We start from the raw sequence: 24,042 nt of genomic DNA on the forward strand, positions 1-24,042 counted from the left end.
CGATGCGCCTGTTTCCCTTGTTCGCCGCCGCCATTGTTGCCGTTCCGCTGGCATTGGCCGCTCCCGCCGCCGCCGAACCCGCGATGTGGCACGTCCACGACGCCGATACCGATATAACCTTGTTCGGCACGATCCATGCGCTGCCCGCAGGGAGCAAGTGGCTGAGCCCGAAGATCGCCGCGCGGGTCGACGCCGCCGACACGCTCGTTCTCGAAACCGTGCTGCCCGACGACCCCGCCGGGCTCGGGCCGCTGGTGGCGATGCTCGGCGAGAAGCGCGGCCTGCCGCCGCTCAGCGCGCGCGTCGCGCCGTCGAAGCGCGCGGCATTGCTCGCGGGGGAGACGGCGCTCGGGCTCCCGGCGGCGCGACTCGACGGAATGAAGACATGGCTCGCGGCGATTGCACTCGGCGATGGCGCGGTCACTCAGCTAGGGCTGACCGCGGGCGACGGCGTCGAGGCGACGCTGACCGCGCGGGCGAAGGGCGAGAACAAGCCGGTGATCGGGCTCGAGACTCCCGAGGCGCAGCTGCGGCTGTTCGACAACCTGTCCGAGACCGATGCGCGTGCATTGCTCGATTCGACCGTCGACGACCTGTCGACCGCGCGCGACGATACCAACGCGCTCGTCGCCTATTGGCAGGCGGGTGAGACCGAAGCGCTGGCGAAGGACTTCGACAAGGGCTTCCAGGCGACGCCGAACCTCGAGCGCGCCTTGCTGACCAACCGGAACAAGGCGTGGGCGGACTGGATCGCAGCGCGGCTCGCGACCCCCGGGCGGGTGTTCGTCGCGGTCGGCGCGGGGCATCTTGGGGGCAGGAACAGCGTCGTCAAATTGCTCGAGGCGAAGGGGCTGACGGTCGAGCGACTGCCCTAGAGGCCGAAGCATGGCGGCGGGGGCGAGAGCTCGCCGCGCAAGGTCGCGACCCGGGCATGACGGTCGTCGCGCGTCGCCGCGAGCAGGTCGTCGAGCAGCACCTGCCCGAAGCCCCAGTCGCCGAGGCCGCTCTTCGCGTTGATGTGGCCGAGCGCGCCGGCGTCGACGAAGGCACTCCCCCACCGCGTGGCAAAACAGTGCGCGCGCGAGAACTCGACATACGGGTCATCACGGCTGGCGACGACGACCGAGCGGAACGGCAGCGCCGTGGGCGGAACTGGTCCAAAGCGGGCGATGGCGGGGCAGGCATCGGGACGCTCGACGTCGCACGGCGCGACAAGCAATGCCCCGACGACTCGCTCGTTGCCGGGGTTGCGCGCCGCCCAATGCGCGACCGCGGGGCAGCCGAGGCTGTGCGCGACGAGGACCGCGGGGGTCGGCGCGGCGTTGATCGCGGCGTCGATGACGGCGATCCAGTCGTCGGGGTAGGGATCGTCCCACGACGCCTGCCGCACCATCCGTGCGTGGGGCCGTGCCCCCGCCCATAGCGCCTGCCAGTGATCGGGGCCCGAGCCGCCGAGCCCGGGTATGACGATGATCCGGGTCACGCCGTCGCTGTCCATGACGCATCCTCCGCAGGGCCGGAAAGGTGGGCGGGAGCGTCGATGGGCACGACATCCCCGCCCAGTTGGTCGAGCACTTTCGGGGGAGACCATGGGTGATCCGCTCGACGATCGAAACATACCCCATCGCTCGAGTAGGGATTGGATAGATTTTGTTGCGGGGGAGCGACGCGAAGTTGCGGGAACGCACGTCCTGCCGCCTCCTCACTTTCGGTTTCGACGGGTGGGGAGACAGGAAGACTCACGTTGCCTTTACCGGCTTTCTCGCTTATGGCCCCCAATCCCGCGCCCGCATCCCTGGAGGCGCGCGGGGTTATGGAGAAAGCACATGAGCGAAGCGATGAAACTCGCGGCGTCGGTGCGCGAGCGGGCTGGCAAGGGAGCCTCCCGTGCCGTGCGTCTGACTGGTCGCGTACCTGCCGTCATCTACGGCAACAAGACCGCCCCCACCACGATCCACGTGCCGTTGAAGGAGCTGACCAAGCTCCTGTCGACCGGGCACTTCATGAATTCGGTCGTCGAGGTCGAAATCGACGGCGTCGTCGAGCGGACCCTGCCGCGCGACGTCCAGTTCCACCCGGTCAGCGACCGTCCGATCCACATCGACTTCCTGCGCCTTGCCGCCGGGGCGACGATCGATGTCGCGGTTCCGGTCCACTTCACCGACGAGGACAAGTCGCCCGGCATGAAGCGCGGCGGCACGCTCAACGTCGTGCGTCACGAAATCGAGCTGTCGTGCCCGTCGGATGCTATCCCCGACCAGATCGAAATCTCGCTGGCTGGCCTCGACATCGGCGACTCGGTTCACATCTCGGCAGTCAAGCTGCCCGATGGCGTGACGCCGGTGATCGACGATCGCGACTTCACCATCGTCTCGCTGGTCGCGCCGTCGGCGCTCCAGTCGGCCGATGCTGCCGCCGACGAAGCCGTCGCTGCTGCCGCTGCCGCCGAGTCGGCTGCCGCCAAGATCGCCTAACGGTTCGCAGGGGTCGGCGAAGTGCAAATCTTCGCCGGCCTCGGCAATCCAGGGGCTGTCCACGCCGGCCAGCGCCACAATATCGGTTTCATGGCCGCCGACGCGATCCATTCGCGCTGGCGGTTCGACCCGTGGAGGACCCGCTTTCAGGGCCTCGCTGCCGACGGGCGGATCGGGACCGAGAAGGTCGTGCTGCTCAAGCCCGCGACGTTCATGAACGATAGCGGCCGCTCGGTCGCCGAGGCGCTGCGCTTCTACAAACTAGGCACCGACGCGCTTACCGTGCTGTACGACGAACTCGACCTCGTGCCGTTCAAGGTCCGGGTCAAGCGCGGCGGGGGTGCGGCGGGCCACAACGGCATCCGCTCGATCGACTCGCATTTGTCCGACCCCGAATACCGCCGCGTCCGCCTCGGCATCGGCCACCCCGGGCACAAGGACCGCGTGCTGGGCTACGTCCTCGGCAATTTCGCCAAGACCGAGATCGAGGACCGCGAGGCGATGCTCGACGCCGTCGCCGCCGAAGCCGAATGGCTCGTCACCGGTGACGACGTGCGCTTCACAAACGACGTTGCGCTAAGGCTCGGTTGAGCGCGCCGATCGCGTCGGAAAGGTCGTGGAATTTGTCGGCGCGGAGATAGTCGAGCGCGGTCCGGCGCTTGTCATCGGTCGCGCGCGGATCGGCACCGGCATCGAGCAACACGATAGTCATCGCGGCGTCGCTGTTGTCAGCCGCGAGGATCAGCGGCGTCTTGCCCCCCGGACCGCGCGCCTCGATATCGGCGTGCGCCGCGATCAGTGCCAACGCGCTTGCGCGGCCCTCGGACGAACCGCGCGTCGCCGCGCAACCCAAGGGCGTCGCCGTCACCGGATTTGCCTCGTACTGGCAAAAAGCGCGGACGTTCGGGTTCGCACCGGCTTTTAGCAATGCGGTCAGAACAGTGATCGCATCGGCGTCGACCGCGCGGTGCAGTGGCGAGAGCCCGTTGGCATCGATCGCGTTCAGGTCAGGCTTGAGCGCCGCCAGCGCCGCTACCGTGGGGGCGGCGCGCGGACCATCGCGGGTGTCGACGACCAGAGCTTGAAGCGCGGCCGTCGCTGCCGCCTTTTTGTCGGCAAGGCGTGGAGCGAGCAATCGGATTGCAGCGACGTCGCCCGAATAGCCCGCGTTGACGAAGGCCTCGAAGACCACCGCTGGTGGCAGCGGCTTGGCGATCAGCAGTTTGACGACTTCGGGGTGCTGGTAGCGGACGGCAAAGTCGAGCGCGGTCCCGGCCGCGCCATTGCGCGCGGGATCGGCGCCGGCCGCCAGCAGCCGCGCCACCGTCGCGACCGACCCCGACTGCGCCGCAAGCATTAGTGGCGGTTGTGCCGGGTCGGGCGCGGCGTCGACGGCCATCCCGGCGTCGAGCAGCAGCCCGACGGCGCGCGCGTCGCCGTCGGTCGCGGCCTTCGCCATCGCCTCGGGAGTGAAGGCAATATTGAGCTTGGCGAGCTCGGCGCGCGGGTCAGGCTTCGGCGGATGGAGCAGGGCGACGAGGGTCTTGGTCGCGCCGGTAAACTGCGCGAGCGCGCCGACCGTCGATGCGAGCAAGAGCGCGATGACTACCCACGGTGCCTTCCGGAGTCGATCGATCAACGCCAGCAGCTTTGCGCCCATCCCAGTCCCCCACGCCCGCCACCCCTGCCGGGGAAACTCGCATGCGCGCGCGGTCGCCGCAACGGCTGGCGTTTGCGAGGGGAGCGCGGTAACGCATCCCGGCATCGCGGCCCCGCCGCCACCCCTTTATCACCAGGACAGACTATGGGTTTCCGCTGCGGTATCGTCGGGCTGCCGAACGTCGGCAAGTCGACCCTGTTCAACGCGCTGACCGAGACCGCGAGCGCGGCGGCGGCGAATTATCCATTCTGCACGATCGAGCCGAACGTCGGCAACGTCCCCGTCCCCGACCCGCGCCTCGACGCGATCGCCAAGATCGCCGGCAGCGCCAAGATCATCGAAACCCAGCTCGGCTTCACCGACATCGCCGGGCTCGTTCGCGGCGCGTCGAAGGGCGAAGGCCTCGGCAACCAGTTCCTCGGCAATATTCGCGAGACCGACGCGATCGTCCACGTCCTGCGCTGCTTTGTCGACGACGACGTCACCCATGTCGAAGGCCGGATCGATCCCGTCGCCGATGCCGAGACCGTCGAGACCGAGCTGATGCTCAGCGACCTCGAATCGCTCGAGAAGCGCGTTCCCGCTTTCATCAAGAAGGCGACGCAGGGCGACAAGGAAGCGAAGATCGCTGCGAGCATCCTCGGTGTCGCGCTCGACCTGCTGCGTGAAGGCAAGCCCGCGCGGCTGGCGGTGCCGAAAGACGAGGAGGAGGAGCGCGTGCTGGCGCAGGCGCAATTGTTGACTGCGAAGCCGGTGCTGTACGTCTGCAACGTCGAGGAAGCGTCGGCGGCAGGCGGCAACGCGCTGTCGGCGGCAGTCGCCAAGATGGCGGCGGCGAGCGGAGCGGCGTCGGTCGTCATCTCGGCGGCGATCGAGTCCGAAATCGCGCAGATGGACCCCGCCGACCGCCCCGACTTCCTCAGCGAACTCGGGCTGACAGAGACCGGCCTCGCCCGCGTCGTCCGCGCCGGCTACGACCTGCTCGCGCTGCTGACCTATTTCACCGCCGGACCGAAGGAGACGCGCGCGTGGACGATCCCCGCTGGGACCAAGGCCCCGCAGGCGGCGGGCGTCATCCACGGCGACTTCGAGCGCGGCTTCATCCGTGCCGAGACGATCGCCTATGACGATTTCGTTCGCCTCGGCGGCGAAGCGGGCGCGCGCGATGCCGGAAAATTGCGCTCGGAGGGCAAGGAATATGTCGTCGCCGACGGCGATATCCTCAATTTCCGGTTCAACGTCTAACGCGCTACTGTGCCTCCCACACTGCCGGGGGGCTTCGGGGACAATGCGAGTGATCTTATTGCTTGTGGCGAGTCTCGCATTGGGGCGGCCGGCAGGGGCGTTTCAGGTTTACGGCGAGATCGGCAACAAATGGCGCGCGCTCGGCGCGTCGTCTGGCCCGCTCGGCGTGCCGGCGAGCGATGAGGGACCGGCGGCCGATGGCGGCCGGATCAACAGCTTCAAAAACGGCTTCGTCACGTGGCACCCGAAGTACGGCGCGCATGCCGCGTGGGGGCTGATCGGCGCGAAGTGGAACGGCCTCGGCCGCGAACTCGGGCTCGGCTTCCCGGTCACCGACGAGATGCCTGGTGCAAGCGGCGGGCGCTACAACGACTTTTCGAACAACGCGACGATCGCCTTCCTGCCAAAGGCCGGTACCCACGCCGTCATCGGGCTGATCCGTGCGAAGTGGATCGCGACCGGTCGCGAGGGCGGCACCTGCGGCTATCCGACGACCGACGAATTCGGCGTCCAGGGCGGCCGCCGGAGCAATTTCCAGTTTGGCACGATCAGCTGGATCGCCGGCGCGCGCGCCGCCAACGCGCAATGCACCGGCGTCGCGGTCAAGATCGACACCGCACCCGTCCCCGCCAAGGGGTAGGCTTTACTCGCCGTCGAAGGCGAGGAGCGCGTCGACCTCGACGCCAGCAGCGCGCAGCCGTTCGGCGCCACCGAGCGCGGGCAGGTCGATGACGAAGATCGCATGCGTGACGATTGCTCCTGCGGCGCGCAGGAGCTGAGCCGCTGCGAGCGCGGTGCCGCCGGTCGCGATCAGGTCGTCGACGATCAGGACGCGCGCGCCGGGCGTCACCGCGTCGGCGTGGATCTCGACGCGGTCCTCGCCGTACTCGAGCGCGTAGTTCACCCCGATCACCGCGCCCGGCAGCTTGTTCTTCTTGCGGATCAGCACCATGCCCTTGGCCAGACGGTTGGCGAGCGCCGCGCCGAAAACGAAGCCGCGCGCCTCGATCCCAGCGATGAGGTCGAACCCGGTCCCGACCTGCTCCGCCATCAGCTCGACCGACCGCGCAAAGCCCGGGCCGTCGAGGAGCAGCGTGGTGATGTCGCGGAACATGATCCCAGGGTGGGGAAAGTCTGGGATTGTGCGGACGAGGGCGCGAAGGTCGTCGTTCATGCGAGCACTCGTCCGGCGATGCCGCTCAGCCGCTTGGCTGTAGCGGGCGGCCATTTCGCGCGGTCGGTGATGATCGCGTGGTCGAGCGCATGGCCGCAGCCGTGCCCGCACGCGAAACCGCTCCACCCGGCGGCGACACCGGCGACGAGCGCCGCCGCGCGCGTAGCGTTGGCGGTGAGGACGGTGACGATCGCGGCGACGTCGACTGCCTCCCCCTCGCGCCAGCTATCGTAGTCGGTGACCATTGCGACGGTGGCGTAGCAAAGTTCGGCTTCGCGCGCCAAGGCGGCTTCGGGCGCGGCGGTCATGCCGATGACGTCGAGCCCCGCGGCGCGGTACAGGCGGCTTTCGGCGCGGGTCGAGAATTGCGGCCCTTCCATCGCGAGATAGGAGCCGCCACGAATGCAATCGGGCGCGGCGGCGGCGATCGCGTCGCCAAGGCTGGCGCAGAACGGGTCGGCGAGGCTGACGTGCGCGACGATACCGTCGCCGAAGAAGCTGTTGGCGCGCCCGCGTGTCCGGTCGACGAGCTGGTCGATGACGACGAAGCTGCCTGGCGGGAGATCCTCGCGGAACGAACCGCATGCCGACAGGGACAGGATCGCGGTGCACCCTGCCGCCTTGAGCGCGGCGATATTGGCGCGAGCGTTGAGGTCCGACGGTGCGATCGTGTGGCCGCGGCCGTGGCGGGGAAGGAAGACAAGGTCGGTTTCACCGAGGCGGCCGTGGAGGAGCTCGTCGGAGGGCGGGCCCCATGGCGTGTCGACGGCGCGCCACTCGGCGTCGTCGAGCGGCAGGTCATAGAGGCCGCTGCCGCCGATGATGCCGAGGGGCATGCTGGTCTCCAAAAAATATCCCCGCGAAAGTGGGGACCTGTCTCCGGTTGCTGGAGATCGGTCCCCGCCTTCGCGGGGATGATGACGGTAAGGTCAGGCCTACTCGGCGGGGACGATCCCCGGTCGCTTGCGCTTGAGGTCGGCCCAGACGCGCTGGTAGCTGAGGTAGCCGAGCGCGCTCAGGATGATCAGGAAGATCACCACGCCGACGCCGGTACGCTTGCGCGCCTCGAGACTCGGCTCCGCAGTCCACGTCAGGAAAGCGGCGACGTCCTTGGCATTCTGGTCGACCGTCGACTTGGTGCCATCGGTGTAGGTGATCTGCCCGTCGGACGACAACGGCGGCGGCATCGCGACGTTCAAGGACCGGAAGTACGGGTTGTAATACAACCCGTCGGGAACGGTCCAATCCTTCGGCGCGTCGCGATAGCCGGTCAGCAGCGAATAGACGTAGCGCGGACCTTCCTCACGCGCCTTGGTGATCAGCGCGAGGTTGGGCGGCAGCGCGTTGTTGTTCGCGGCGCGCGCGGCGGTATCGTTGGCGTACGGCCCGGGTATCTTGTCGGCGGGGATGCACTTGCGCGTTGTGGGGTCGCCCGACTTGTCGTCGATCGTCGCGACGTCGGACTGCTTCGCCAGCGCCTTCACCTGCGCCGGGGTGAACCCAATCTCGGTCAGGTTGCGGAAGGCGACGCGGTTGATCGAGTGGCAACCCGAGCAGATCTCCTTGTAGACCTGGTAGCCGCGCTGGAGCTGCGCGCGGTCGAAGGTCCCGAAGATCCCATCGTTCTGCCAAGTGATTTCCTTCGGCGCGAGATGGTATTTCGCCACCGGATCGGCCGGCGTGGCGTCGCGCGGTACGACCGCGCCCAACAGGAGCGCGACGCAAAACACCGCACCGACGAGAAAGGCGATCAGCTTGACCATGTCAGTTATTCCGCCGGCTGGCCGGACGCGGGGAGTTCTGCAATCCCTGCACCCTTGGGTTGGAGCGCGATCGGCGCGCCGGTGTTCGTCTGCTTCTTGAGCACCGCTTCGCTGATCGAATTCGGCAGCGGCAGCGGCTTCTCGATGCGGCTGACGATCGGCACGAGGATCAACCAATGGATGAAGTAATAGGCGCTGGCGATCTGACTGATCCGCAGCCACGGCTCACCCGCCGGCTTGCCGCCGCAGACGCCGAGAACCAGGATATCGACGACGAAGATCCAGAATAGCTGCTTCATCAGCGGGCGATAATTGTTCGACCGCACCGGCGAGGTATCGAGCCACGGCAGGAAGAAGAACATCAGGATCGCCGAGAACATGCCGAGCACGCCCCAGAGCTTGGCCGGGATGAACAGGAAGTCCTGCGTAAAGGCGCGAAGGATCGCGTAGAACGGCCAGAAATACCATTCGGGAACGATGTGCGCCGGCGTCGAGAGCGGGTTCGCCGGAATGTAGTTGTCGGGCTCGCCGAGCATGTTCGGCAGGAAGAACACAACGACGCAGAACAGCGTCAGGTAGACGCCGAGGCCGAAGAAGTCCTTCGCCGTGTAATACGGATGGAAGGGAACGGTGTCGGCCTCCGACTTGACGTCGATCCCGGTCGGGTTGTTCGACCCCGGGATGTGGAGCGCCCAGACGTGGAGGATGACGACGCCGAGGATGATGAACGGCAGGAGATAGTGCAGCGAGAAGAAGCGGTTGAGCGTCGCATTGTCGGGGGCGAAGCCGCCGAGCAGCCACGTGTGGATCGTCTCGCCGACGAGCGGTATCGCCGAAAATAGGTTGGTGATGACCGTCGCGCCCCAGAAGCTCATCTGCCCCCAGACGAGGACATAGCCCATGAATGCGGTCGCCATCATCAGCAGGAAGATGACCAGGCCGAGCAACCACAGCACTTCGCGCGGCGGCTTGTACGACCCGTAGTACAGCCCGCGGCCGATGTGGACGTAGACGACGACGAAGAAGAACGATGCGCCGGTCGCGTGCATATAGCGGAGCATCCAGCCGCCGTTGACGTCGCGCATGATGTGTTCGACCGAGTCGAAGGCGATCGTCGTGTTCGCGGCATAATGCATGCCGAGTATGACCCCGGTCAGGATCTGGATAACCAGAGCGACCCCAGCGAGGACGCCGAAGTTATAGAAATAGTTGAGGTTCTTCGGGACCGGGTAGCCGGCGCCGAGACTGTCGTAGACCAGCCGCGGGATCGGCAGCCGGCTGTCGACGTACTGCATGAACGCGCCTTGCGGCTCGTAATGCTTGGCCCAGGGGAAGCTCATGGTGTGACCCTCAACCGATCGTGACTTGGGTGGGCGTCTTGAACGCGTACACCGGCACTTCGAGATTCTTCGGCGCCGGTCCGGCGCGAACGCGCGCGGCGGTGTCGTACTGCGACCCGTGGCACGGGCAGAAATATCCGCCGAAGGCACCGCGGTTCTCACCTTCGCGCGCACCGAGCGGGACGCAGCCGAGGTGGGTGCAGACGCCGAGCGTGATCAGCCAGTTTTCGTGGCCGGGCTTGGTCCGCTCGTCGAGGGTCTGCGGATCGCGGAGCGACGCGATCGGAACCGCCTTCGCCTCGGCGATTTCCTTGGGCATCAGGTTGCGCGCGAACACCGGCTTGCCGCGCCAGTTGACGACGACCGCCTGGCCGGGCTGAATCGCGGCGAGGTCGAGGTCGATCGACGCCAGCGCGAGCACGTCGGCCGACGGGTTCATCTGGTTGATCAGTGGCCACAGCACCGTGGCCGCGCCGACTGCGGCGAAAGCGCCGGTAGCGACGAAAATGAAATCGCGGCGGCGCTCGCCCGTAGGGGTAAGGTCGTCGGTCGGATGGGTTGCCATGCCGTGCCCTTGTCAACGCAAAACCGGGCAGCATTAGGGGCCACCCGAATGGATGACCCCTGATAGACGCGCGCGTTGCGCGAGCGCAACGGGCATTTTGGCGCGGATGTACGCTCTAGGCGGCGACGGCGGCGTAATTCTCGCTCGCGAAGTCCCAGTTGATCATGTGCATGAGGTACGAGTCGACAAACCCCGGGCGCGCATTCTGATAGTCCAGGTAATAGGCGTGCTCCCACAGGTCGAGCGTGATCAGCGGGGTCAGGCCTTCGTGGACGAGCGCGGTGTCGGCGTCGTGCGTGCTGATGATCTTGAGCGCCGAGCCATCGTGGACGAGCCACGCCCAGCCGCTGGCGAAATGGCCGACCGCCTCCTTCTTGAACGCTTCACCAAAGCTCTCGACGCCGCCGAGGTCACGGTCGATTGCATCCTTGAGTGCGCCCATCGGACTGCCGCCGCCCATCGGCGACAGCGAGTTCCACAGGAAGCTGTGGTTCCACGCCTGCGCCGCGTTGTTGAACAGCCCCTGGTCACCCTTCGCCTTGGCCGCACGAACGACCTCGACATCGGACATGTTGGCCATTGGCGTGCCCTCGATCGCGGCGTTGGCCTTGTCGACATACGCCTTGTGATGCTTGCCGTGGTGATAGCTGAAGGTGTTCGCCGACATGTACGGCTCGAGCGCGGTCGGTTCGAACGGCAGCTGGGGCAAAGTGAACATGATCGGATCCTCCAAGGTTGATTACGGGTCAGGCGGTTAATGCGGGCAGACAACGCCTCAATCTCGCGGCTTAAGCAACCCGTTCACAGCATATTGTGGCGCTTGAGCGCATGGCGGAGCTGGTCGTAGGTCAGCGCCAGTGCAGTCGCGGTCGCGCGCTGGTTGTGGCGGCACTTCGCGAGCGCCGCAGTCAGGATGTCGCGCTCGTACGACGCCACCGCGAGACGAAGGTCGGCGATGCTGCTGTGGTCGATGATCGCAGGCGACCCGCCTGATCCAGGAGCGACGAGGGCGGGCAGCGCGGGCGCATCGTTCGCGGCGATGATCGACGGCAGATGACGAATTCCCGGCCGGTACGGCGAGTCGAACGCGTCGAAGACGATGTGCCCGACCGGCTCGACGGCGTCGCCCCAGCGGTACAGCGACCGTTCGACGACGTTCTTCAGTTCGCGGACATTGCCCGGCCAATCGTGCGCGGCGAGGGCATGTTCGGCGGCTTCGCTGAAGCCGGTAAAGCCCGCCCAGCCAAGTTCGACCGCCATCCGTCGCGCGAAATGTCCGGCAAGGACGGGGATGTCGTCGGCCCGCGCGCGGAGGGGCGGCAAGGTCACGACTTCGAAGCTCAGCCGGTCGAGCAGATCGGCGCGGAACTGGTGCGCGGCGACGAGCGCGGGCAGGTCCTCATTGGTCGCGCCGACAACGCGGACGTCGACACGAATGACGCGGTTCGAGCCGAGCCTGGTCAACTCGCCGTATTCGACGACGCGGAGCAGGCGTTCCTGCGCGGCCTGCGATAGCGTCGCGATCTCGTCGAGGAACAGCGTGCCGCCGTCGGCATCCTCGAACCGCCCGGGGCGCCCGCGCGTGGCGCCGGTGAACGCGCCGGTGTCGTAGCCGAAGAGCTCGGCATCGAGCAGATTTTCAGGGAGCGCCGCGCAGTTCAGCGTGATCAGCGGTCCGCTCCAGCGCGGGCTTAGCCGGTGGAGTCGTTCGGCGATCAATTCCTTGCCGGTCCCGCGCTCGCCGATCACCAGCACCGGGCGATTGATCGCCGCCGCGCGGGTGGCGTGCTCGATCGCGTCGAGGAAGCTCGGCGCGTGACCGATCAAGGCGGCGGGCAACTGCATGAACCCGATATTAGCGGATTTTCCCAATAGTTCGCAACTATTCCGCGTGGCGGCGCAGTTCTCATTTTCTCCGCTCAGCGATTACAATGGCTTAGTCTCCAGAAAACACTTGGCACGGCTCCTGCATAGCATGTTGCATAGACGGGGATCGCCCCCGCCCAATCAGGAGACCCACGATGACCAGCAACTTCCCCTTCGCCCGCGCCGTGATCGGCATCCTCGGTTCGGCTCTGCTCGCGGTAAGCTTCGTCGCCGCTGCTGCCGGGCCGGCCTATGCTGCCCCTATCGCTGCCAGCCGCATCGTCTAAAATCGTTTCTCCCCAGGAGACCCACATGAGCATCTTCTCGCGCACCCGAGACATCATCGCCGCCAACGTCACCGAGCTTCTCGATAAGGCCGAAGATCCGGCCAAGATGATCCGCATGATCATCATGGAGATGCAGGAGACGCTGGCCGAGGTCCGCGCCGGGGCTGCGCGCACGATCGCCGACCAGAAGGAAATGGAGCGCGCCGTCGCTCGCGCCGAGGCAGCGCAGGCGAGCTGGACCGAAAAGGCCGAGCTCGCGCTGTCGAAGGGCCGTGAGGACCTCGCCACCGCCGCGTTGCTCGAGAAGAGCAAGGCGAAGAGCTTCGCCGACGCGACCCGCGCCGACATCGCCCAGCTCGAGGACGGTCTCAACGCCAACGGCGAGGATATTCGCCGCCTCGAAGGCAAGATCCGCGAAGCGCAGCAGCGCCAGAACAGCCTGCTTAAGCGGATCGAGAACGCCGACACGCGGTCGCGGATGCGGGCGATGTACAAGGGCCCCCGGATCGAGGACGCTTTCGCCAAGTTCGAGGTGATCGAGCGTCGCGCCGATCTCGCCGAGGGGCACGCTGATTCGTACGACCTCGGTGGCCCGTTGCGGACGATCGACGATGAGTTCGCCGACCTCCGCCAGACCGACGGAATTCAATCAGAGCTTGCGGCGATGAAGGCCCGGCTCGCAAAGAACGAGGGCTGACGGTCATGGAAGACGCGGTCATTCCGATCACGATCTGCGCGATGCTCTTCATCGGGCTGCCGTGGATCATCCTTCACTACGTGTCGCAGTGGCGGCGGACGAAGGGGATCACGATCGAGGACGAAAACCTCCTCGATGATCTCCACGAAACCGCCCGGCGGCTCGATGCCCGGCTCGACTCGATCGAACGGATCATCACCGCCGACAATCCCGGCTGGAAGGACAGCGCGCTGCGCGGCCCCGCCGACCGGATCGCCGACCGCCTGACCGACGCGGCCGAGCCGCGCCTCGCCACCCGCCGCTAAGGGGAACCGTCATGTCTGCCCGCCGCACGAGCTTCTACCTCGACAAGCGCAACGCCAAGGTTTCCGGGGTGTGCGCGGGAGTCGCGGACTACTTCGACGTCGACGTGCTCTGGATCCGCCTCGGCTTCGTCATGACGATGTTCTTCCTCTTCCCACCGATCTTCTTCGCGTATTTCATCGTCGCCTGGACCGCCTCGCCGAAGCCCTATTCGCTTTATGAAGAGACGCCCGACGAGCGCGAGTTCTGGAAGAAGGTCCGCGTCGCACCGCAGCGGACGATCCGCGACACGCGGTCGAGCTTCCGCGAAACCGAGCGCCGGCTGCGCGACATCGAGGCGTACGTCACCTCGTCGAACAGCCGCCTTGCCAACGAAATCGACCAGCTGCGCTAGGCGCGCCGGACAAGGGGATATCTGATGACGACCAAGACGATCACGACTTCGGCGGACGGTTCGACCACGGTCGTCGAGAGCGACGAGGACGGCCCGCCGTCCCCACCGACCCCGACGCACAAGAGCCATCTGGGAGCAAATGATAGTTGGAGCGTCGGTGTCCATTCCTCGCGGCCCTTCGACGGTGGATCGTTCACCTTCGGCCTGATGGTGGGGCTGCTGCTCTATTACGTCCTCCAGACTTGGGCGCGCCGCCGCCGCCATCGCCCGGCCAAGCTCGACCGGCCTGAGGTTGTCGAGGCCGCAAGCGAGCAGGCCCGCATGGCCGCCGACGTCGCCGCGCTGGCCCGCCGCACCGCGACGCTCGAAACGATCGTCACCGACCCCGCGCAGCGGACCGCGCGCGAAATCGAGGCGCTGCGCTAGGCGCGGCCAGCAGGAGAGCGGCGATGGACCTCGATTTTCTTTGGGTATTTATTCCGCTCGCGGTGCTGGCAATCCCGGTCATTGCGCTGCTGACCAAGCCACTGATGAGCTGGATCGCGTTGCAGGAACGCAAGCACGAACTCGCGGCGAAGATCGCGGACACGACGGCGGCGGACCATGCCGCGAAGATCGAGCGGCTCGAGGCGCATGTTGCGGTCCTCAACCGAATCGCCACCGACCGGGCGACGGGTCTCGCCCACGAAATCGAGGCGCTGCGCGCGCCGTCACCGCTCAACTAAGGGGACACGCCATGGACAATTATATCTGGGGCGCCGTCTGGGTGCTGATCCCGCTGACCGCAATCCTCGCCGGCGTCGCGAAGCGTTGGCTCAGTTTCAAGGAGCGCCAGCTCGACACGACCGCCAAGGTCGCAGGCGAACAGGCGGCGCAATATGCGGCGAAGATCGAGCGGCTCGAGGCGCATGTCGCAGTCCTCAACCGCATCGTCACCGACCGCGGTACCAGCCTGGCGGCCGAAATCGACGATCTGCGCACGCCCGCGTCGAAGCTCAACTAACCCAACCGTTCACAGAGGAATCCGTTCGATGAACCCGTTCGAAATGGTCGTTTTGATCATTCTCATCGTCACGATCGGCAGGGTCGCGAGCGCGCGCTACGGGGTCGGCAGATCGGGCAGGCGCAGCCGCCGCGACCGTGACTTCGTCGATGCGCCGAACGCGGTGAGCATCGAGGACGGCACGCGGATGAAGTCGGAGATCGACCGCTTGAACGAGCGCATCCGCGTCCTCGAACGCCTTGCCACCGATCCGTCGAAGCGCCTGTCGGATCAAATCGACGCGCTCGGTACCCCGAACCGCGACCGCTGAAACCAGTTTCGAAAGGAACTCATCATGGTCCCCGCCGATTCGCTTCTGATCATCGCCGCGAGCAGCCTCGTCGGGCTGGCCTTGCTGAGCATGGTCTTCGCGTGGAGCTGGAAGGCATGGCTCGACCTGCGCCGCCACCAGCTCGACGTCGGCGGCGGGCGGTTGACGGGGGATGTCCCCGCCGTCGCCAACCGCATCGACCTCGCCGACCTGCGCGAGCGGATCAAGAAGCTCGAGGCGATCGCCGCGGGAGTCGACTTTTAACCGCCTTGACCCCGCGCCGTCCCGAGTCCACCGAGCGGCGATGCCGCTGCCAACCACTTTCGAAGATGTCGAGGCCGAGTTCGAGGCGTTCGACGACTGGGACGATAAATACCGCCTGCTGATCGACCTCGGCCGCGCGTTGCCGCCGATGCCCGACGCGCTCAAGACCGAGGCAACCCGGGTCAGGGGATGCGCCAGCCAGGTCTGGCTCTACCCGGTGCGCGAAGGCGACCTCCTTCATTTTTCCGCCGACAGCGACGCCGCAATCGTCAAGGGCCTCGTCGCGCTCGTGCTGCTGCTGGTCCAGGATCGCCGCCCGGCCGACATCGACGTCGCCGCGGTCAAGGCAAACCTCGATGCGCTCGGACTTGCGCGGCATCTGTCGTCGAACCGGACGCAGGGGCTCGCGTCGATGCTCGCGCGGATCGGCGAACTCGCGGCATGAGCGACGTCGAGGCCGAGCGCGAGGCGCGCAACGCCCGCTTCATCCAGCGCTTCATGGACGGCGTCCCCCATTTGAAGGCGCTCGGCATCGGCTATCAGGCGCACGGCGACGATTGGGCCGAACTCGTCCTGCCGTACTCGCCATCGCTGATCGTCGACGACGGCGTCATCGCCAGCGGTGCGATCTTCTCGCTGATGGACTCCGCGGCCGGCTTCGCGGTGTTCGCCAAGCTCAAGTCGATGGCCGGCCACGCGACGCTCGACCTGCGCCTCGACTATCTTCACGGGCCCGAGCCGGGGGTGACGATCGTCGGCCGGGCGATCTGCTACCGGCTGACGTCGAGCGTCGCCTTCGTCCGCGGCTTCGCCCATCAGGGCGACCCGGCGCTGCCGCTCGCCAACATGGCGGGCACCTTCATGTACGGCGGCGCGGCATGAGCCTCGAGCCAATGCGCGACTTGCTGCGGAGCGAGCGCGGGACGCTCGACGTGTTGCCGTATCCGGCGCTGCTCGGGCTGACCTTCGAGCGCGACGGCGACGAGGTGCGGCTGCGGCTGCCGTTCGACCCGGCGCTGATCGGATCGCCCGAACGCCTCCACGGCGGGGTCGTCGCCGGGCTGCTCGAATTTGCCGGGCTGGCGGCATTGCTCCTCGCGTTGCCTGACGACGCGCCGCTGCCCCGGCTCAAGCCACTGACCGCGACGGTCGACTATCTCCGCGCTGGCGGGATGCGCGACACGTTTGCGGTAGCGACGGTGATGCGGCTCGGGCGGCGGGTGGCGAACCTGACTGCGGTGGCGTGGCAGTACGACCACAGCCGTCCGATCGCGACGGCGAAGCTCAACATCATCCTTTCCGCCGTCAGCGAATCCGAACCCGCAGGCTGATTTCAGCAGCGGCGGTCGCGCCGCGCGACGGTCGCGGCTGGTCGGTCTGAACCCGCCCGGCGAGTCCGAGCACGCCGATCCGCGTCGGCAAGCCAACGCGCGCCTCGGCATAGTCGATCGTCACCGGCGTCGTCGTGATCGGGTTGGCGGTCCCCGTCGCCGGGCGGGACACGAGCGCATGGTGGAGGCTGAGCGTGTAGCTGCGATCGCCCGAGTCGGTCAGATTCGCCTGAAGCGACGCCAGCCGTGAGTCGCTGTCGAGGCTGAAACCGAACGCCCGCCCGCGATACCGCAGCCCGTCGGGGTATTTACTGTCGGTGTAGCTGATGCCGTAGCCGACGGTGCCGAAACTGAACAGGTTTAACGTCGAGATGCTGCTGACATATTCGCCGGTGACGCGCAGCGTGTTCTTGCCGACCGGAAACCACGCGCTCGTGCCGATCAGATAACTCGAAAAGCTGTGGGTGATCGGGCTCGAATCCTCGTTCATGATCTGGGTGTAGATCTCGACCGGATGCGCGGCGATCGTGCTGTGGTACTTGAAGTCGAACACGGCCTCGCTTGCCGTCTTGCTCGGGTGGAGATCGTCGTTGATCGGGTTGATCGCGTCGATCGCGTTGCACGGATGGCCCGCGCCGCACAGGATCTGCGACCGCGCGAAGCCGATCTCAAGCCCGCGAAGCGGCATGAACGTGAAGCGGAACGCGTCGAACAAGGTGTTTTTGTCGATGCGGCGGTCGTCGAGCAGGCCAACGACGAATTCGCCGCGCCACGGTCCTATCCAGCTCAGCAAAGGGGTCTTGAAACGTTGCGTTCCGGCGCTGGCGATGCCAGCCTGCGGGAACGGGCGCGCGTTGGTCGAATAGCTCAATGCAGAAATCCACCCGGGACCCCACCAATGGCCGACCTCGCCCGCGTAGATCTCGACGCCCTTGACCCGCTGCGCGAGATAGCTGCCGTCGAGATCAAGCGCAGCCCCACCGCCGTTGTTGCGATTGTCGCTGATCGCCCCCGCCGCGACGTGGAGGTCGCTGCCGCCGCTGGTGATGTCGACGATCTCCTGATCCTGCGCGTTCGCCTGCCCCTGCGCATCGAACCCGCGGATCAGCGCGGGGCGGTTGGTCGCGTCGCTGAAATTCTCGACGCGGGTCCCTTCGGCAGTCTCGCGCTTGATCCGCGCGAGCACGCGCCGCGCCGCCTCGCGGACATACGCGGGCTTGGTATAAAGGACAGGGTCGTCGAGCCCCGCCGCGACGCCTGCCCATGGGATCGGCCATTGCGTCGTCAAAACGCGAATTACCCCCGCGTCGTTGAGGATCATCAGGTCCGAGCGGAGTTGCTCGTCGCCGGCCTCGGCCCAAGGTGCGGCGAACGCCGGAGCACCGGCGGCAAGTGACAAGAATAAAGCGAGTGCCAGGACCCGGTTGTTGGACCTCACCGTTCCCTCGGATGTGACGTCAGCGCCGTGGTCATTGTCATTGCGTTACGAGCCATAGGCGCGCGCGGGATGCATGTCGCGCATCGATGTGCAGTACCGCTCAATCTGGCCTGGCTTGGGCGCGTGCCTTGAACGCTTCGTCGGCGAAGTCGGAGAATAGCCCGTCGACTCCAGCGGCAAAGAACATGCGATATTCGGCGGCGGCATCGCCGTGCGCCTTCGGATCGTCGCCGCGGCGCAGCTCGACGGGCAGGAAATAATTTTCCGAGCGGAAGGTGTAGGGGTGGACGAGCAGCCCGGCCGCATGCGCGTCGGCGACGAGACTGGTCGGCGCGAGCGAGCGACCGGCGGCATCGCGCGGGATGATCCGCGACTTCGCCGGGCCGATGCCGTCAGCGTACAGCGCGATCGCCTTGAGCCCGGCAGGGCTCATCATCGTATCGTAGGTCGTCACGGCATCGTCGGCGGGATGGCCCTCGTCGACGAGCTGGATCAGCCGCAGCCCAGTCATCTTCCTGAGCGCCTTGAGATTGGCGACCTCGAACGACTGAATGAAGGCGGGATCGGTCTTTTTCGTATAACCGGCGGCGGCGAGTGCATCGACGAGCTTGCGCTCAAGCGGCAGGCCGATCGCGGCGAAATAGCTCGGGTGCTTGGTCTCGGGATAGACCCCGATGGTCCGCCCGGTTCGCGCCGACTCGGAGTTCGCCAGCGCGAGGATCTCGGCAAAGGTCGGGATGTCGAACTTACCGTCCCACGCCGTGTTGCCGGGGCGCAGCGCGGGCAGGCGCTCGCGCGCGCGCAGCGTCTTCAGCTCGGCGAGGGTGAAATCCTCGGTGAACCAGCCGGTGATGCTCGCGCCGTCGATCGTCTTGGTTGCATGCCGCGCGGCGAATTCAGGGTGCTTGGCGACGTCGGTGGTGCCGCCGATCTCGTTCTCGTGGCGCGCGACGAGAACGCCGTCCTTGGTCGGTACGAGATCGGGTTCGATGAAGTCGGCCCCGCCCGCGATTGCCGTCCGATAAGATTCGAGCGTGTGTTCGGGACGTTCGCCCGCCGCGCCGCGATGGCCGATGATGATCGGTTGCCCAACTGTCGCAGCAGCAGCTGCCGCTGCCTTCACTGCGAGCAGCCCGATCGCCATCGCCAAAAGTATGCGCATAATGTCACCCCCGAAGTGTCGGGCAGCGATACGGCACGATTATGACAGTCGGGCGACACTTTGCCGCCTCCGGCGCGCGAGCGTGGTCAGACCGGCGAATACGTCGTCGCGCGGCGTTCCTCGGCGCGCTCGAGAACTTCGTACGCCGCCTGCGTCGCCTGGAACCGCCGCGCTGCTGCGGCATCGTTCGGCGCGACGTCGGGATGATTGGCCTTGGCAAGGCGGCGGTAGGCCGCCTTGACCGCAGCGAAGTCGGCGTCGGAGCCGAGTTCGAGCGCGGTCAGCGCATCGAGTTCGGCGCGGCTGCGGCTGCCGTCGCCCGCGCCGCCCCAGCCCCAGTGCTTCGCCTGGGTGAAGGTCGTCTCGGCGGACTCGTCGGCTTCACGGGCACGCGCGTCGGCGGCGCTAAGGCCCTCGAAGTAGTTCCAGTTGCGGTTGTACTCGCCCGCGTGCGTCTCGCAGAAATACCAGCGTTCGGGGCGATTCGGGGCCTTGGGAGCAGGGCGATCGCCAGGCTCGTTGCAGCCGTCGCGGTCGCAGATCCGCACCGTGACCGCAGCGTTGCCGGTGCCGCCATAATCGCGCCAGCGGGGAAAACCCCAGTCCATGTTGCGTGACGGGCCGGCCATGGCGTTCGTCAGTGACCTCGCAACTTGCCGACGACGCCCATGATGTCGTCCATGACGTTGCCGTCCTTGTTGAAGTCGAGCATCGACATCAGCGTTCCCGCCGCGCCGGTCGCGGGGGCCGTGCCCGCCGTGGTGCCGCCGGTGACCTGGCCGAGCAGCCCGCCGAGCATGCCGCCCAACCCTCCGCCCTCGGCGGGGGCCTGGCCGCCGGCATGACCAAGCGCACCTGCCGCGAGCGTCGCGATCATCGGCAGCAATGCGGACAGCTTCGACGCGTCGAGCCCGGTTGCGGCGGCGGCGTTGCCGGTGACAACGTCGGTGACCTGCGACGAGCCGAACAGCGAGCCGAGAATATTGGTGCCATGCTCGACCGCCGCGTCGCTGGCGACCGTGCCGCCGCTTGCCAGTGCGGTCGCCGGAGCGGCGGCGGCGTCTAGCGCACCCGGCCCCTGTGCCTCGACCTGCTTCGCCATGCCGCCCGCGACCGCAGGCATCAACGCGGCCATCGCCGATTGGGTCTGTTCGGGCGACAGGCCGACGCGCGCGGCCATTGCGGCAATCGCGTCTTCGCCGCCAAAGCGGTTGATCAGGTCGAGAAGCTGTTGCGACATGGCTGGCCCCTTGGTCTCGGTCTTATATAAGGCGTGAAGGCTATCATGCCGATGTGACAGATCGCGACGCTCCGGGCTAGAGTTGGCCATGCCCGACGTTCTCAAGCCCGATCAGACACCCGATCTACTCTCGCGCCGCTTCGTTCCGCTGTTCGGCACCCAGTTCCTCGGGGCGTTCAACGACAATTTGTTCAAGACGGCGATGCTGTTCCTGATCACCTTCCATCTGCCCGGCGTCGATATCAAGAGTGCGGCAACGATGGTGACGGCGGCGGCGGGCGTATTCATCCTGCCGTTCTTTCTGTTCTCGGGGATCGCGGGCCAGTTAGCCGACGCGCGCGACAAGGCGGCGATCGCGCGCGCGGTCAAACTCGCCGAGGTCGTCATCCTCGGCATCGGCGGCATAGCGCTGATGTTCGGATCGGTCCCGCTGTTGTTTGCGTGCCTGTTCGGCATGGGGACGCATTCGACGGTATTCGGCCCGGTCAAATACGCGATCCTGCCGCAGCACCTGCGCCCCGAGCATCTCCTGACCGGGACCGGGCTGGTCGAGGGCGGGACCTTCGTCGCGATCCTGCTCGGCCAGATCGCTGGCGGGCTGTTGCCGACCGGCTGGGCTGCCGGCGCGATGCTCGCGGCGGCGCTTGCCGGGGTTGTCGCGTCGCGCTTCATTCCGCCCGCGCCGCCAGCGGCCGCCGCACCGGCGATCGACTGGAATCCAGTGACCGCATCGACTGCGGTCATCCGCGAGGCCTTCGCGGTCCGTCCGGTATGGCTGGCGACGCTGGCGATCTCATGGTTCTGGGCACTCGGCGCAATCTTCACCACCGAGTTCGTTCCGCTCGTAAAGGGCAGCCTGCACGCGTCCGAGGCGGTCGCGACGCTGTTCCTTGCGGTGTTCACCGTCGGGATTGCCACCGGCTCGGCCGCGGTAGGGCGGCTCCTTCAGGGCCGGGTCTCGGCGAAGGCAGCACCCTGGGCGGCGGTGGCGATGGCGGCGGCGAGCCTCAGCCTGTTGCTGACGGTCCGCGACGGCGGACACGGGGGCGACATCGTCGGTTTCGTTACCAGTCCGGCGGCGTGGCCGATCCTGCTCGCGCTGTTCGTCCTCGCCTTTGCCGGCGGCGTATTCTCGGTCCCGCTTTACGGTATCCTCCAGACCGCGGGCGGCGCGGCGACGCGGTCGGGGGCGGTTGCGGCGAACAACATCGTCAATGCGGCGTTTCAGGTCGGCGGCACGTTGCTGGCGGGAAGTGCGGTCGCGGGAGGCGTCCCGATCGTCGTCGTTCTGGCGATGTGCGGGGCTAGTGCGCTCGTGTTGATTCCCCTTTTGCGGAGGCTTTGATGGCAGTGAAGACGGCGGCGATCCTTGGTCTCGACACCGCCGCAGGGGCGTATCTCGCACGACTCCTCGGCGCGCGAGGCTATGTCGTGCGCGGCACCGGAGGCAAAGACCTGCTCGCGCGACTCGGGGTGGCCGACGATGTGACGCAGGCCGAGGAGGCTGCTGACGCGATCGCAGGAGCCGATGAAATCTACGACTTACGCGGCGACGTCGCGGCATCGGCGGATATGTTCGCGCTGGGCGGCACAGCGAGCGTTTTCATCGCCGCCGATCCCGGCACTGCCGTCGCCAAGCCTGACGGCCGATTCGTCGCCATCGGCTATGTCTACCCGCACGAATCACGTTTCGGCCCGGGCACCACGCCAGTCGCCCGCATCGTCGCCGCAACCGCCGCCGGGATCGACCCCGATCCCGCCGATCTCACCACCACCACCGACTGCGGCTGGACCCCCGAATACGTCGACGCGATGTGGCGCATGCTCCAGCGCCCAGCCGCTGAAGTCCTTGAGATCGCTACAGGACGCCTGTTGACCGGCGAAGACGTCGCGCGAGTCGCCGCCGCCTATTTCAAGCGCCCCGCCGCCAAAACCGCCGCCTCAGTCGCAATCGCACACGGCGATGCGGGCAACTCTGGACCGGCGTCATCGGCGCTCGGCTGGCGGGCGGTGACGTGGGGCGAGGATCTCGTCACCGTGCTTTGCGAAGGTGTCGCTGCCGGGTAGGCGACCGCCGACCCCGCTTACCCGGCGCGGGCGTACTTGTCCTCGTAGCGGACGATATCGTCCTCGCCGAGATACGGCCCGCACTGGACCTCGATCAGGTGCAGCGGCACCTTGCCGGGGTTCTCGAGGCGGTGCTGCGACCCCGCCGGGATGTACGCCGACTGGTTCTCGCCGACGATCTTCTCGATGCCGTCGATTGTGACCAGCGCAGTCCCTGACACCACGATCCAATGCTCGGACCGGTGGTAGTGCATCTGGAGCGATAGCTGGCCGCCCGGCTTGACGACGATCCGCTTGGTCTGGAAGCGCTCGCCCATGTCGGTCGTCTCGTACGTCCCCCATGGGCGATGGACGACCGGCTGAAGCGAGTGCCGCGTGCTGTTGCGCGACTTGAGTTCGTCGACGACGGCGCGGACCTCCTGCGAGCGATTGCGCGGGATCACCAGCACCGAGTCGCGGGTCGAGACGACAACGAGGTCTTCGACACCGACGATCGCGACCGCCGGGCCGTTGTCCACGCGGACGAGGCAGTTGCTTGACTCGATCGCGACGACATCGCCATCGAGCGCATTGCCCGCAGCGTCGTGCGGCGCGATGTCCCACAATGCCCCCCATGATCCGACGTCGGACCAGCCCATTTCAACGGGCACGACGGCGGCGTGGGCGGTGTGCTCCATTACCGCATAGTCGATCGAGATGTTCGGGCTGCCGAGGAACGCAGCCCGTTCGGGGCGGATAAAGACGCCGTCCGTCGTCGCTGCGGACATCGCTGCAGCGCAGGCATGGGCAACCGCGGGAGCATAGGCTGCAAGCTCATCGAGATAAGTGCGCGCACCGAACAGGAAGATGCCGCCATTCCACGCATGATGGCCCCCGTCGACGAACCGTTGCGCGGTCGCCGAGTCGGGCTTCTCGACAAAGCGCGCGACGCCGCTGACGCCAGCCAGTCCATCGAGCGGCGCACCGTGTTCGATATAGCCGTAGCCGGTCTCGGGCCCGGCGGGAGCGATGCCAAAGGTGACGAGATGCCCAGCCTTCGCGGCCGACAATCCAGTTTCGACGGCGCGACCAAATGCCGCCGTGTCGGCAATGACGTGGTCAGATGGGACCACGAGCAGCACCGCTGCCGGGTCGTGCGACAGCGCGCTGAGCGCAGCGAGTGCGATCGCTGCGGCAGTATTGCGGCCCTCCGGCTCGAGAATGATCGCGGCGGGCACGCAGCCGTGCTCGGCGAGCTGATCGGCGATGAGAAAGCGGTGCTCCTCGCCGCCGACGACGATCGGCCCGGCGTAGCCCGTCCCGCTCAGCCGTGCGACCGTTGCCTGGAGCATCGAATGGTCGGCGGCGATCGGCAGCAACTGCTTTGGATGAAGAGAGCGTGAAACCGGCCACAGCCGGGTGCCCGATCCTCCCGACAGCACGACTGGAACGATGAGTGTGGTAAGCTCGGTCACTATGG

Annotated in this window: 33 protein-coding genes; 19 read left to right on the forward strand and 14 right to left on the reverse strand. The window is 66.9% G+C overall.

From position 1 onward, the window contains the following. The first annotated feature begins 2 nt into the window (after nt 1-2). Nucleotides 3-875 (forward strand): TraB/GumN family protein, encoded by an 873-nt coding sequence (locus KZX46_RS08820; protein ID WP_219776283.1) that lies wholly within the window; start codon nt 3-5, stop codon nt 873-875. On the opposite strand, the gene KZX46_RS08825 is transcribed toward KZX46_RS08820, so the two are convergent. Beyond that, nucleotides 872-1,498, reverse strand: a complete 627-nt coding sequence (locus KZX46_RS08825) for an alpha/beta hydrolase (protein ID WP_226896192.1) — start codon at nt 1,496-1,498, stop codon at nt 872-874. The two genes, KZX46_RS08820 and KZX46_RS08825, sit on opposite strands and share 4 nt — an antisense overlap. A gap of 328 nt (nt 1,499-1,826) precedes the next feature. Between KZX46_RS08825 and KZX46_RS08830 the strand changes: the two genes are divergently transcribed. Beyond that, nucleotides 1,827-2,474, forward strand: coding sequence for a 50S ribosomal protein L25/general stress protein Ctc (locus tag KZX46_RS08830; RefSeq protein ID WP_216710970.1), 648 nt, complete (start codon nt 1,827-1,829; stop codon nt 2,472-2,474). Between the two features lie 21 nt (nt 2,475-2,495). Next, complete coding sequence (pth, locus tag KZX46_RS08835; RefSeq protein WP_216710971.1) at nt 2,496-3,065, forward strand: aminoacyl-tRNA hydrolase; 570 nt, start codon at nt 2,496-2,498, stop codon at nt 3,063-3,065. Here pth and KZX46_RS08840 read toward each other — a convergent pair. Further along, nucleotides 3,034-4,134 carry an ankyrin repeat domain-containing protein gene (locus KZX46_RS08840; RefSeq protein ID WP_219776284.1) on the reverse strand — a complete coding sequence of 367 codons (1,101 nt, stop codon included), beginning with the start codon at nt 4,132-4,134 and terminating at the stop codon, nt 3,034-3,036. The two genes, pth and KZX46_RS08840, sit on opposite strands and share 32 nt — an antisense overlap. Before the next feature lie 144 nt (nt 4,135-4,278). On the opposite strand from KZX46_RS08840, the gene ychF reads away from it, so the two are divergent. Next, nucleotides 4,279-5,379, forward strand: a complete 1,101-nt coding sequence (gene ychF / locus KZX46_RS08845) for a redox-regulated ATPase YchF (RefSeq protein ID WP_216710973.1) — start codon at nt 4,279-4,281, stop codon at nt 5,377-5,379. A 49-nt stretch (nt 5,380-5,428) separates the two neighbouring features. Next, nucleotides 5,429-6,019, forward strand: a complete 591-nt coding sequence (locus tag KZX46_RS08850) for an LGFP repeat-containing protein (RefSeq protein WP_219776285.1) — start codon at nt 5,429-5,431, stop codon at nt 6,017-6,019. A gap of 3 nt (nt 6,020-6,022) precedes the next feature. On the opposite strand, the gene KZX46_RS08855 is transcribed toward KZX46_RS08850, so the two are convergent. From KZX46_RS08855 to pspF, 7 genes are all read right to left on the reverse strand, one after another. Then, complete coding sequence (locus tag KZX46_RS08855; RefSeq protein WP_216710975.1) at nt 6,023-6,553, reverse strand: adenine phosphoribosyltransferase; 531 nt, start codon at nt 6,551-6,553, stop codon at nt 6,023-6,025. Next, entirely contained in the window at nt 6,550-7,389 is an 840-nt protein-coding gene (locus KZX46_RS08860) for an S-methyl-5'-thioadenosine phosphorylase (RefSeq protein WP_219776286.1), read from the reverse strand. The genes KZX46_RS08855 and KZX46_RS08860 overlap by 4 nt, the downstream gene beginning before the upstream one ends. A gap of 99 nt (nt 7,390-7,488) precedes the next feature. Next, nucleotides 7,489-8,316: a cytochrome c1 gene (locus tag KZX46_RS08865; protein WP_219776287.1), complete on the reverse strand. Its 828-nt coding sequence runs from the start codon at nt 8,314-8,316 to the stop codon at nt 7,489-7,491. Between the two features lie 5 nt (nt 8,317-8,321). Then, complete coding sequence (locus tag KZX46_RS08870; RefSeq protein ID WP_219776288.1) at nt 8,322-9,656, reverse strand: cytochrome b N-terminal domain-containing protein; 1,335 nt, start codon at nt 9,654-9,656, stop codon at nt 8,322-8,324. 10 nt (nt 9,657-9,666) lie between these two features. After that, on the reverse strand, nt 9,667-10,221 hold the full coding sequence (gene petA / locus KZX46_RS08875) for a ubiquinol-cytochrome c reductase iron-sulfur subunit (protein WP_216710979.1): 555 nt from the start codon (nt 10,219-10,221) through the stop codon (nt 9,667-9,669). Nucleotides 10,222-10,336: 115 nt separating this feature from the next. Continuing rightward, a complete protein-coding gene (locus KZX46_RS08880; RefSeq protein WP_370647510.1) occupies nt 10,337-10,939 on the reverse strand; it encodes a superoxide dismutase in 603 nt (200 codons plus the stop codon). A gap of 83 nt (nt 10,940-11,022) precedes the next feature. Beyond that, nucleotides 11,023-12,066, reverse strand: a complete 1,044-nt coding sequence (gene pspF, locus KZX46_RS08885; RefSeq protein WP_219776289.1) for a phage shock protein operon transcriptional activator — start codon at nt 12,064-12,066, stop codon at nt 11,023-11,025. 176 nt (nt 12,067-12,242) lie between these two features. On the opposite strand from pspF, the gene KZX46_RS23230 reads away from it, so the two are divergent. From KZX46_RS23230 to KZX46_RS08940, 12 genes are read left to right on the forward strand one after another with little or no spacing between them, the layout of a single operon-like run. Beyond that, nucleotides 12,243-12,374, forward strand: coding sequence for a hypothetical protein (locus KZX46_RS23230; protein ID WP_255602164.1), 132 nt, complete (start codon nt 12,243-12,245; stop codon nt 12,372-12,374). A 25-nt stretch (nt 12,375-12,399) separates the two neighbouring features. Then, a complete protein-coding gene (gene pspA, locus KZX46_RS08890) occupies nt 12,400-13,071 on the forward strand; it encodes a phage shock protein PspA (protein WP_216710981.1) in 672 nt (223 codons plus the stop codon). 5 nt (nt 13,072-13,076) lie between these two features. Beyond that, nucleotides 13,077-13,376: an envelope stress response membrane protein PspB gene (pspB, locus tag KZX46_RS08895; RefSeq protein ID WP_216710982.1), complete on the forward strand. Its 300-nt coding sequence runs from the start codon at nt 13,077-13,079 to the stop codon at nt 13,374-13,376. A gap of 11 nt (nt 13,377-13,387) precedes the next feature. Continuing rightward, the gene (pspC, locus tag KZX46_RS08900; RefSeq protein WP_216710983.1) at nt 13,388-13,768 is read left to right on the forward strand and encodes an envelope stress response membrane protein PspC; all 381 of its coding nucleotides are present in this window, start codon (nt 13,388-13,390) and stop codon (nt 13,766-13,768) included. A gap of 24 nt (nt 13,769-13,792) precedes the next feature. Next, entirely contained in the window at nt 13,793-14,194 is a 402-nt protein-coding gene (locus KZX46_RS08905; RefSeq protein WP_216710984.1) for a hypothetical protein, read from the forward strand. A 23-nt stretch (nt 14,195-14,217) separates the two neighbouring features. Further along, nucleotides 14,218-14,493, forward strand: coding sequence for a hypothetical protein (locus tag KZX46_RS08910; RefSeq protein ID WP_216710985.1), 276 nt, complete (start codon nt 14,218-14,220; stop codon nt 14,491-14,493). 11 nt (nt 14,494-14,504) lie between these two features. After that, nucleotides 14,505-14,771: a hypothetical protein gene (locus tag KZX46_RS08915; RefSeq protein ID WP_216710986.1), complete on the forward strand. Its 267-nt coding sequence runs from the start codon at nt 14,505-14,507 to the stop codon at nt 14,769-14,771. A 28-nt stretch (nt 14,772-14,799) separates the two neighbouring features. Beyond that, nucleotides 14,800-15,081, forward strand: a complete 282-nt coding sequence (locus tag KZX46_RS08920; RefSeq protein ID WP_216710987.1) for a hypothetical protein — start codon at nt 14,800-14,802, stop codon at nt 15,079-15,081. Between the two features lie 24 nt (nt 15,082-15,105). After that, nucleotides 15,106-15,345, forward strand: coding sequence for a hypothetical protein (locus KZX46_RS08925; RefSeq protein ID WP_219776290.1), 240 nt, complete (start codon nt 15,106-15,108; stop codon nt 15,343-15,345). Between the two features lie 40 nt (nt 15,346-15,385). Continuing rightward, nucleotides 15,386-15,790: a SufE family protein gene (locus KZX46_RS08930; protein WP_219776291.1), complete on the forward strand. Its 405-nt coding sequence runs from the start codon at nt 15,386-15,388 to the stop codon at nt 15,788-15,790. Continuing rightward, nucleotides 15,787-16,227: a PaaI family thioesterase gene (locus KZX46_RS08935; RefSeq protein ID WP_226896193.1), complete on the forward strand. Its 441-nt coding sequence runs from the start codon at nt 15,787-15,789 to the stop codon at nt 16,225-16,227. Before KZX46_RS08930 ends, KZX46_RS08935 begins: the two co-directional genes overlap by 4 nt. Next, complete coding sequence (locus tag KZX46_RS08940) at nt 16,224-16,676, forward strand: PaaI family thioesterase (protein ID WP_219776292.1); 453 nt, start codon at nt 16,224-16,226, stop codon at nt 16,674-16,676. The genes KZX46_RS08935 and KZX46_RS08940 overlap by 4 nt, the downstream gene beginning before the upstream one ends. Here KZX46_RS08940 and KZX46_RS08945 read toward each other — a convergent pair. The 4 genes from KZX46_RS08945 to KZX46_RS08960 all read right to left on the reverse strand — a co-directional run bounded on the left by KZX46_RS08945 (nt 16,651) and on the right by KZX46_RS08960 (nt 20,516). Beyond that, entirely contained in the window at nt 16,651-18,114 is a 1,464-nt protein-coding gene (locus KZX46_RS08945) for a capsule assembly Wzi family protein (RefSeq protein WP_219776293.1), read from the reverse strand. The two genes, KZX46_RS08940 and KZX46_RS08945, sit on opposite strands and share 26 nt — an antisense overlap. A gap of 100 nt (nt 18,115-18,214) precedes the next feature. Further along, a complete protein-coding gene (locus KZX46_RS08950) occupies nt 18,215-19,276 on the reverse strand; it encodes a glycerophosphodiester phosphodiesterase (RefSeq protein WP_219776294.1) in 1,062 nt (353 codons plus the stop codon). A gap of 86 nt (nt 19,277-19,362) precedes the next feature. Then, the gene (locus KZX46_RS08955) at nt 19,363-19,905 is read right to left on the reverse strand and encodes a J domain-containing protein (protein ID WP_219776295.1); all 543 of its coding nucleotides are present in this window, start codon (nt 19,903-19,905) and stop codon (nt 19,363-19,365) included. 8 nt (nt 19,906-19,913) lie between these two features. Next, nucleotides 19,914-20,516, reverse strand: coding sequence for a DUF937 domain-containing protein (locus tag KZX46_RS08960; protein ID WP_216710993.1), 603 nt, complete (start codon nt 20,514-20,516; stop codon nt 19,914-19,916). An 88-nt stretch (nt 20,517-20,604) separates the two neighbouring features. On the opposite strand from KZX46_RS08960, the gene KZX46_RS08965 reads away from it, so the two are divergent. Together KZX46_RS08965 and KZX46_RS08970 are read left to right on the forward strand one after the other, a co-directional pair. Further along, on the forward strand, nt 20,605-21,861 hold the full coding sequence (locus KZX46_RS08965; RefSeq protein ID WP_219776296.1) for an MFS transporter: 1,257 nt from the start codon (nt 20,605-20,607) through the stop codon (nt 21,859-21,861). Then, nucleotides 21,861-22,583 (forward strand): GDP-mannose 4,6-dehydratase, encoded by a 723-nt coding sequence (locus tag KZX46_RS08970; RefSeq protein ID WP_219776297.1) that lies wholly within the window; start codon nt 21,861-21,863, stop codon nt 22,581-22,583. The genes KZX46_RS08965 and KZX46_RS08970 overlap by 1 nt, the downstream gene beginning before the upstream one ends. 17 nt (nt 22,584-22,600) lie before the next feature. On the opposite strand, the gene KZX46_RS08975 is transcribed toward KZX46_RS08970, so the two are convergent. Beyond that, the gene (locus tag KZX46_RS08975) at nt 22,601-24,037 is read right to left on the reverse strand and encodes a mannose-1-phosphate guanylyltransferase/mannose-6-phosphate isomerase (protein WP_226896194.1); all 1,437 of its coding nucleotides are present in this window, start codon (nt 24,035-24,037) and stop codon (nt 22,601-22,603) included. Nucleotides 24,038-24,042 lie beyond the last annotated feature (5 nt).

Origin of the sequence: Polymorphobacter sp. PAMC 29334, from assembly GCF_019431245.1 — a bacterium.
In the GTDB taxonomy this organism is placed as follows: Bacteria; Pseudomonadota; Alphaproteobacteria; order Sphingomonadales; family Sphingomonadaceae; genus Polymorphobacter_B; species Polymorphobacter_B megasporae.

Excerpts from the sequence above, each read along its gene's own strand:
- KZX46_RS08820 (WP_219776283.1), top strand. The coding sequence starts at position 3 with ATGCGCCTGTTTCCCTTGTTCGCCGCCGCCATTGTTGCCGTTCCGCTG.
- KZX46_RS08825 (WP_226896192.1), bottom strand. The coding sequence starts at position 1,498 with ATGGACAGCGACGGCGTGACCCGGATCATCGTCATACCCGGGCTCGGC.
- KZX46_RS08830 (WP_216710970.1), top strand. The coding sequence starts at position 1,827 with ATGAGCGAAGCGATGAAACTCGCGGCGTCGGTGCGCGAGCGGGCTGGC.
- KZX46_RS08840 (WP_219776284.1), bottom strand. The coding sequence starts at position 4,134 with ATGGGCGCAAAGCTGCTGGCGTTGATCGATCGACTCCGGAAGGCACCG.
- ychF (WP_216710973.1), top strand. The coding sequence starts at position 4,279 with ATGGGTTTCCGCTGCGGTATCGTCGGGCTGCCGAACGTCGGCAAGTCG.
- KZX46_RS08855 (WP_216710975.1), bottom strand. The coding sequence starts at position 6,553 with ATGAACGACGACCTTCGCGCCCTCGTCCGCACAATCCCAGACTTTCCC.
- KZX46_RS08860 (WP_219776286.1), bottom strand. The coding sequence starts at position 7,389 with ATGCCCCTCGGCATCATCGGCGGCAGCGGCCTCTATGACCTGCCGCTC.
- KZX46_RS08865 (WP_219776287.1), bottom strand. The coding sequence starts at position 8,316 with ATGGTCAAGCTGATCGCCTTTCTCGTCGGTGCGGTGTTTTGCGTCGCG.
- KZX46_RS08870 (WP_219776288.1), bottom strand. The coding sequence starts at position 9,656 with ATGAGCTTCCCCTGGGCCAAGCATTACGAGCCGCAAGGCGCGTTCATG.
- petA (WP_216710979.1), bottom strand. The coding sequence starts at position 10,221 with ATGGCAACCCATCCGACCGACGACCTTACCCCTACGGGCGAGCGCCGC.
- KZX46_RS08880 (WP_370647510.1), bottom strand. The coding sequence starts at position 10,939 with ATGTTCACTTTGCCCCAGCTGCCGTTCGAACCGACCGCGCTCGAGCCG.
- pspF (WP_219776289.1), bottom strand. The coding sequence starts at position 12,066 with ATGCAGTTGCCCGCCGCCTTGATCGGTCACGCGCCGAGCTTCCTCGAC.
- KZX46_RS23230 (WP_255602164.1), top strand. The coding sequence starts at position 12,243 with ATGACCAGCAACTTCCCCTTCGCCCGCGCCGTGATCGGCATCCTCGGT.
- pspA (WP_216710981.1), top strand. The coding sequence starts at position 12,400 with ATGAGCATCTTCTCGCGCACCCGAGACATCATCGCCGCCAACGTCACC.
- pspB (WP_216710982.1), top strand. The coding sequence starts at position 13,077 with ATGGAAGACGCGGTCATTCCGATCACGATCTGCGCGATGCTCTTCATC.
- pspC (WP_216710983.1), top strand. The coding sequence starts at position 13,388 with ATGTCTGCCCGCCGCACGAGCTTCTACCTCGACAAGCGCAACGCCAAG.
- KZX46_RS08905 (WP_216710984.1), top strand. The coding sequence starts at position 13,793 with ATGACGACCAAGACGATCACGACTTCGGCGGACGGTTCGACCACGGTC.
- KZX46_RS08910 (WP_216710985.1), top strand. The coding sequence starts at position 14,218 with ATGGACCTCGATTTTCTTTGGGTATTTATTCCGCTCGCGGTGCTGGCA.
- KZX46_RS08915 (WP_216710986.1), top strand. The coding sequence starts at position 14,505 with ATGGACAATTATATCTGGGGCGCCGTCTGGGTGCTGATCCCGCTGACC.
- KZX46_RS08920 (WP_216710987.1), top strand. The coding sequence starts at position 14,800 with ATGAACCCGTTCGAAATGGTCGTTTTGATCATTCTCATCGTCACGATC.
- KZX46_RS08925 (WP_219776290.1), top strand. The coding sequence starts at position 15,106 with ATGGTCCCCGCCGATTCGCTTCTGATCATCGCCGCGAGCAGCCTCGTC.
- KZX46_RS08930 (WP_219776291.1), top strand. The coding sequence starts at position 15,386 with ATGCCGCTGCCAACCACTTTCGAAGATGTCGAGGCCGAGTTCGAGGCG.
- KZX46_RS08935 (WP_226896193.1), top strand. The coding sequence starts at position 15,787 with ATGAGCGACGTCGAGGCCGAGCGCGAGGCGCGCAACGCCCGCTTCATC.
- KZX46_RS08940 (WP_219776292.1), top strand. The coding sequence starts at position 16,224 with ATGAGCCTCGAGCCAATGCGCGACTTGCTGCGGAGCGAGCGCGGGACG.
- KZX46_RS08950 (WP_219776294.1), bottom strand. The coding sequence starts at position 19,276 with ATGCGCATACTTTTGGCGATGGCGATCGGGCTGCTCGCAGTGAAGGCA.
- KZX46_RS08955 (WP_219776295.1), bottom strand. The coding sequence starts at position 19,905 with ATGGCCGGCCCGTCACGCAACATGGACTGGGGTTTTCCCCGCTGGCGC.
- KZX46_RS08960 (WP_216710993.1), bottom strand. The coding sequence starts at position 20,516 with ATGTCGCAACAGCTTCTCGACCTGATCAACCGCTTTGGCGGCGAAGAC.
- KZX46_RS08965 (WP_219776296.1), top strand. The coding sequence starts at position 20,605 with ATGCCCGACGTTCTCAAGCCCGATCAGACACCCGATCTACTCTCGCGC.
- KZX46_RS08970 (WP_219776297.1), top strand. The coding sequence starts at position 21,861 with ATGGCAGTGAAGACGGCGGCGATCCTTGGTCTCGACACCGCCGCAGGG.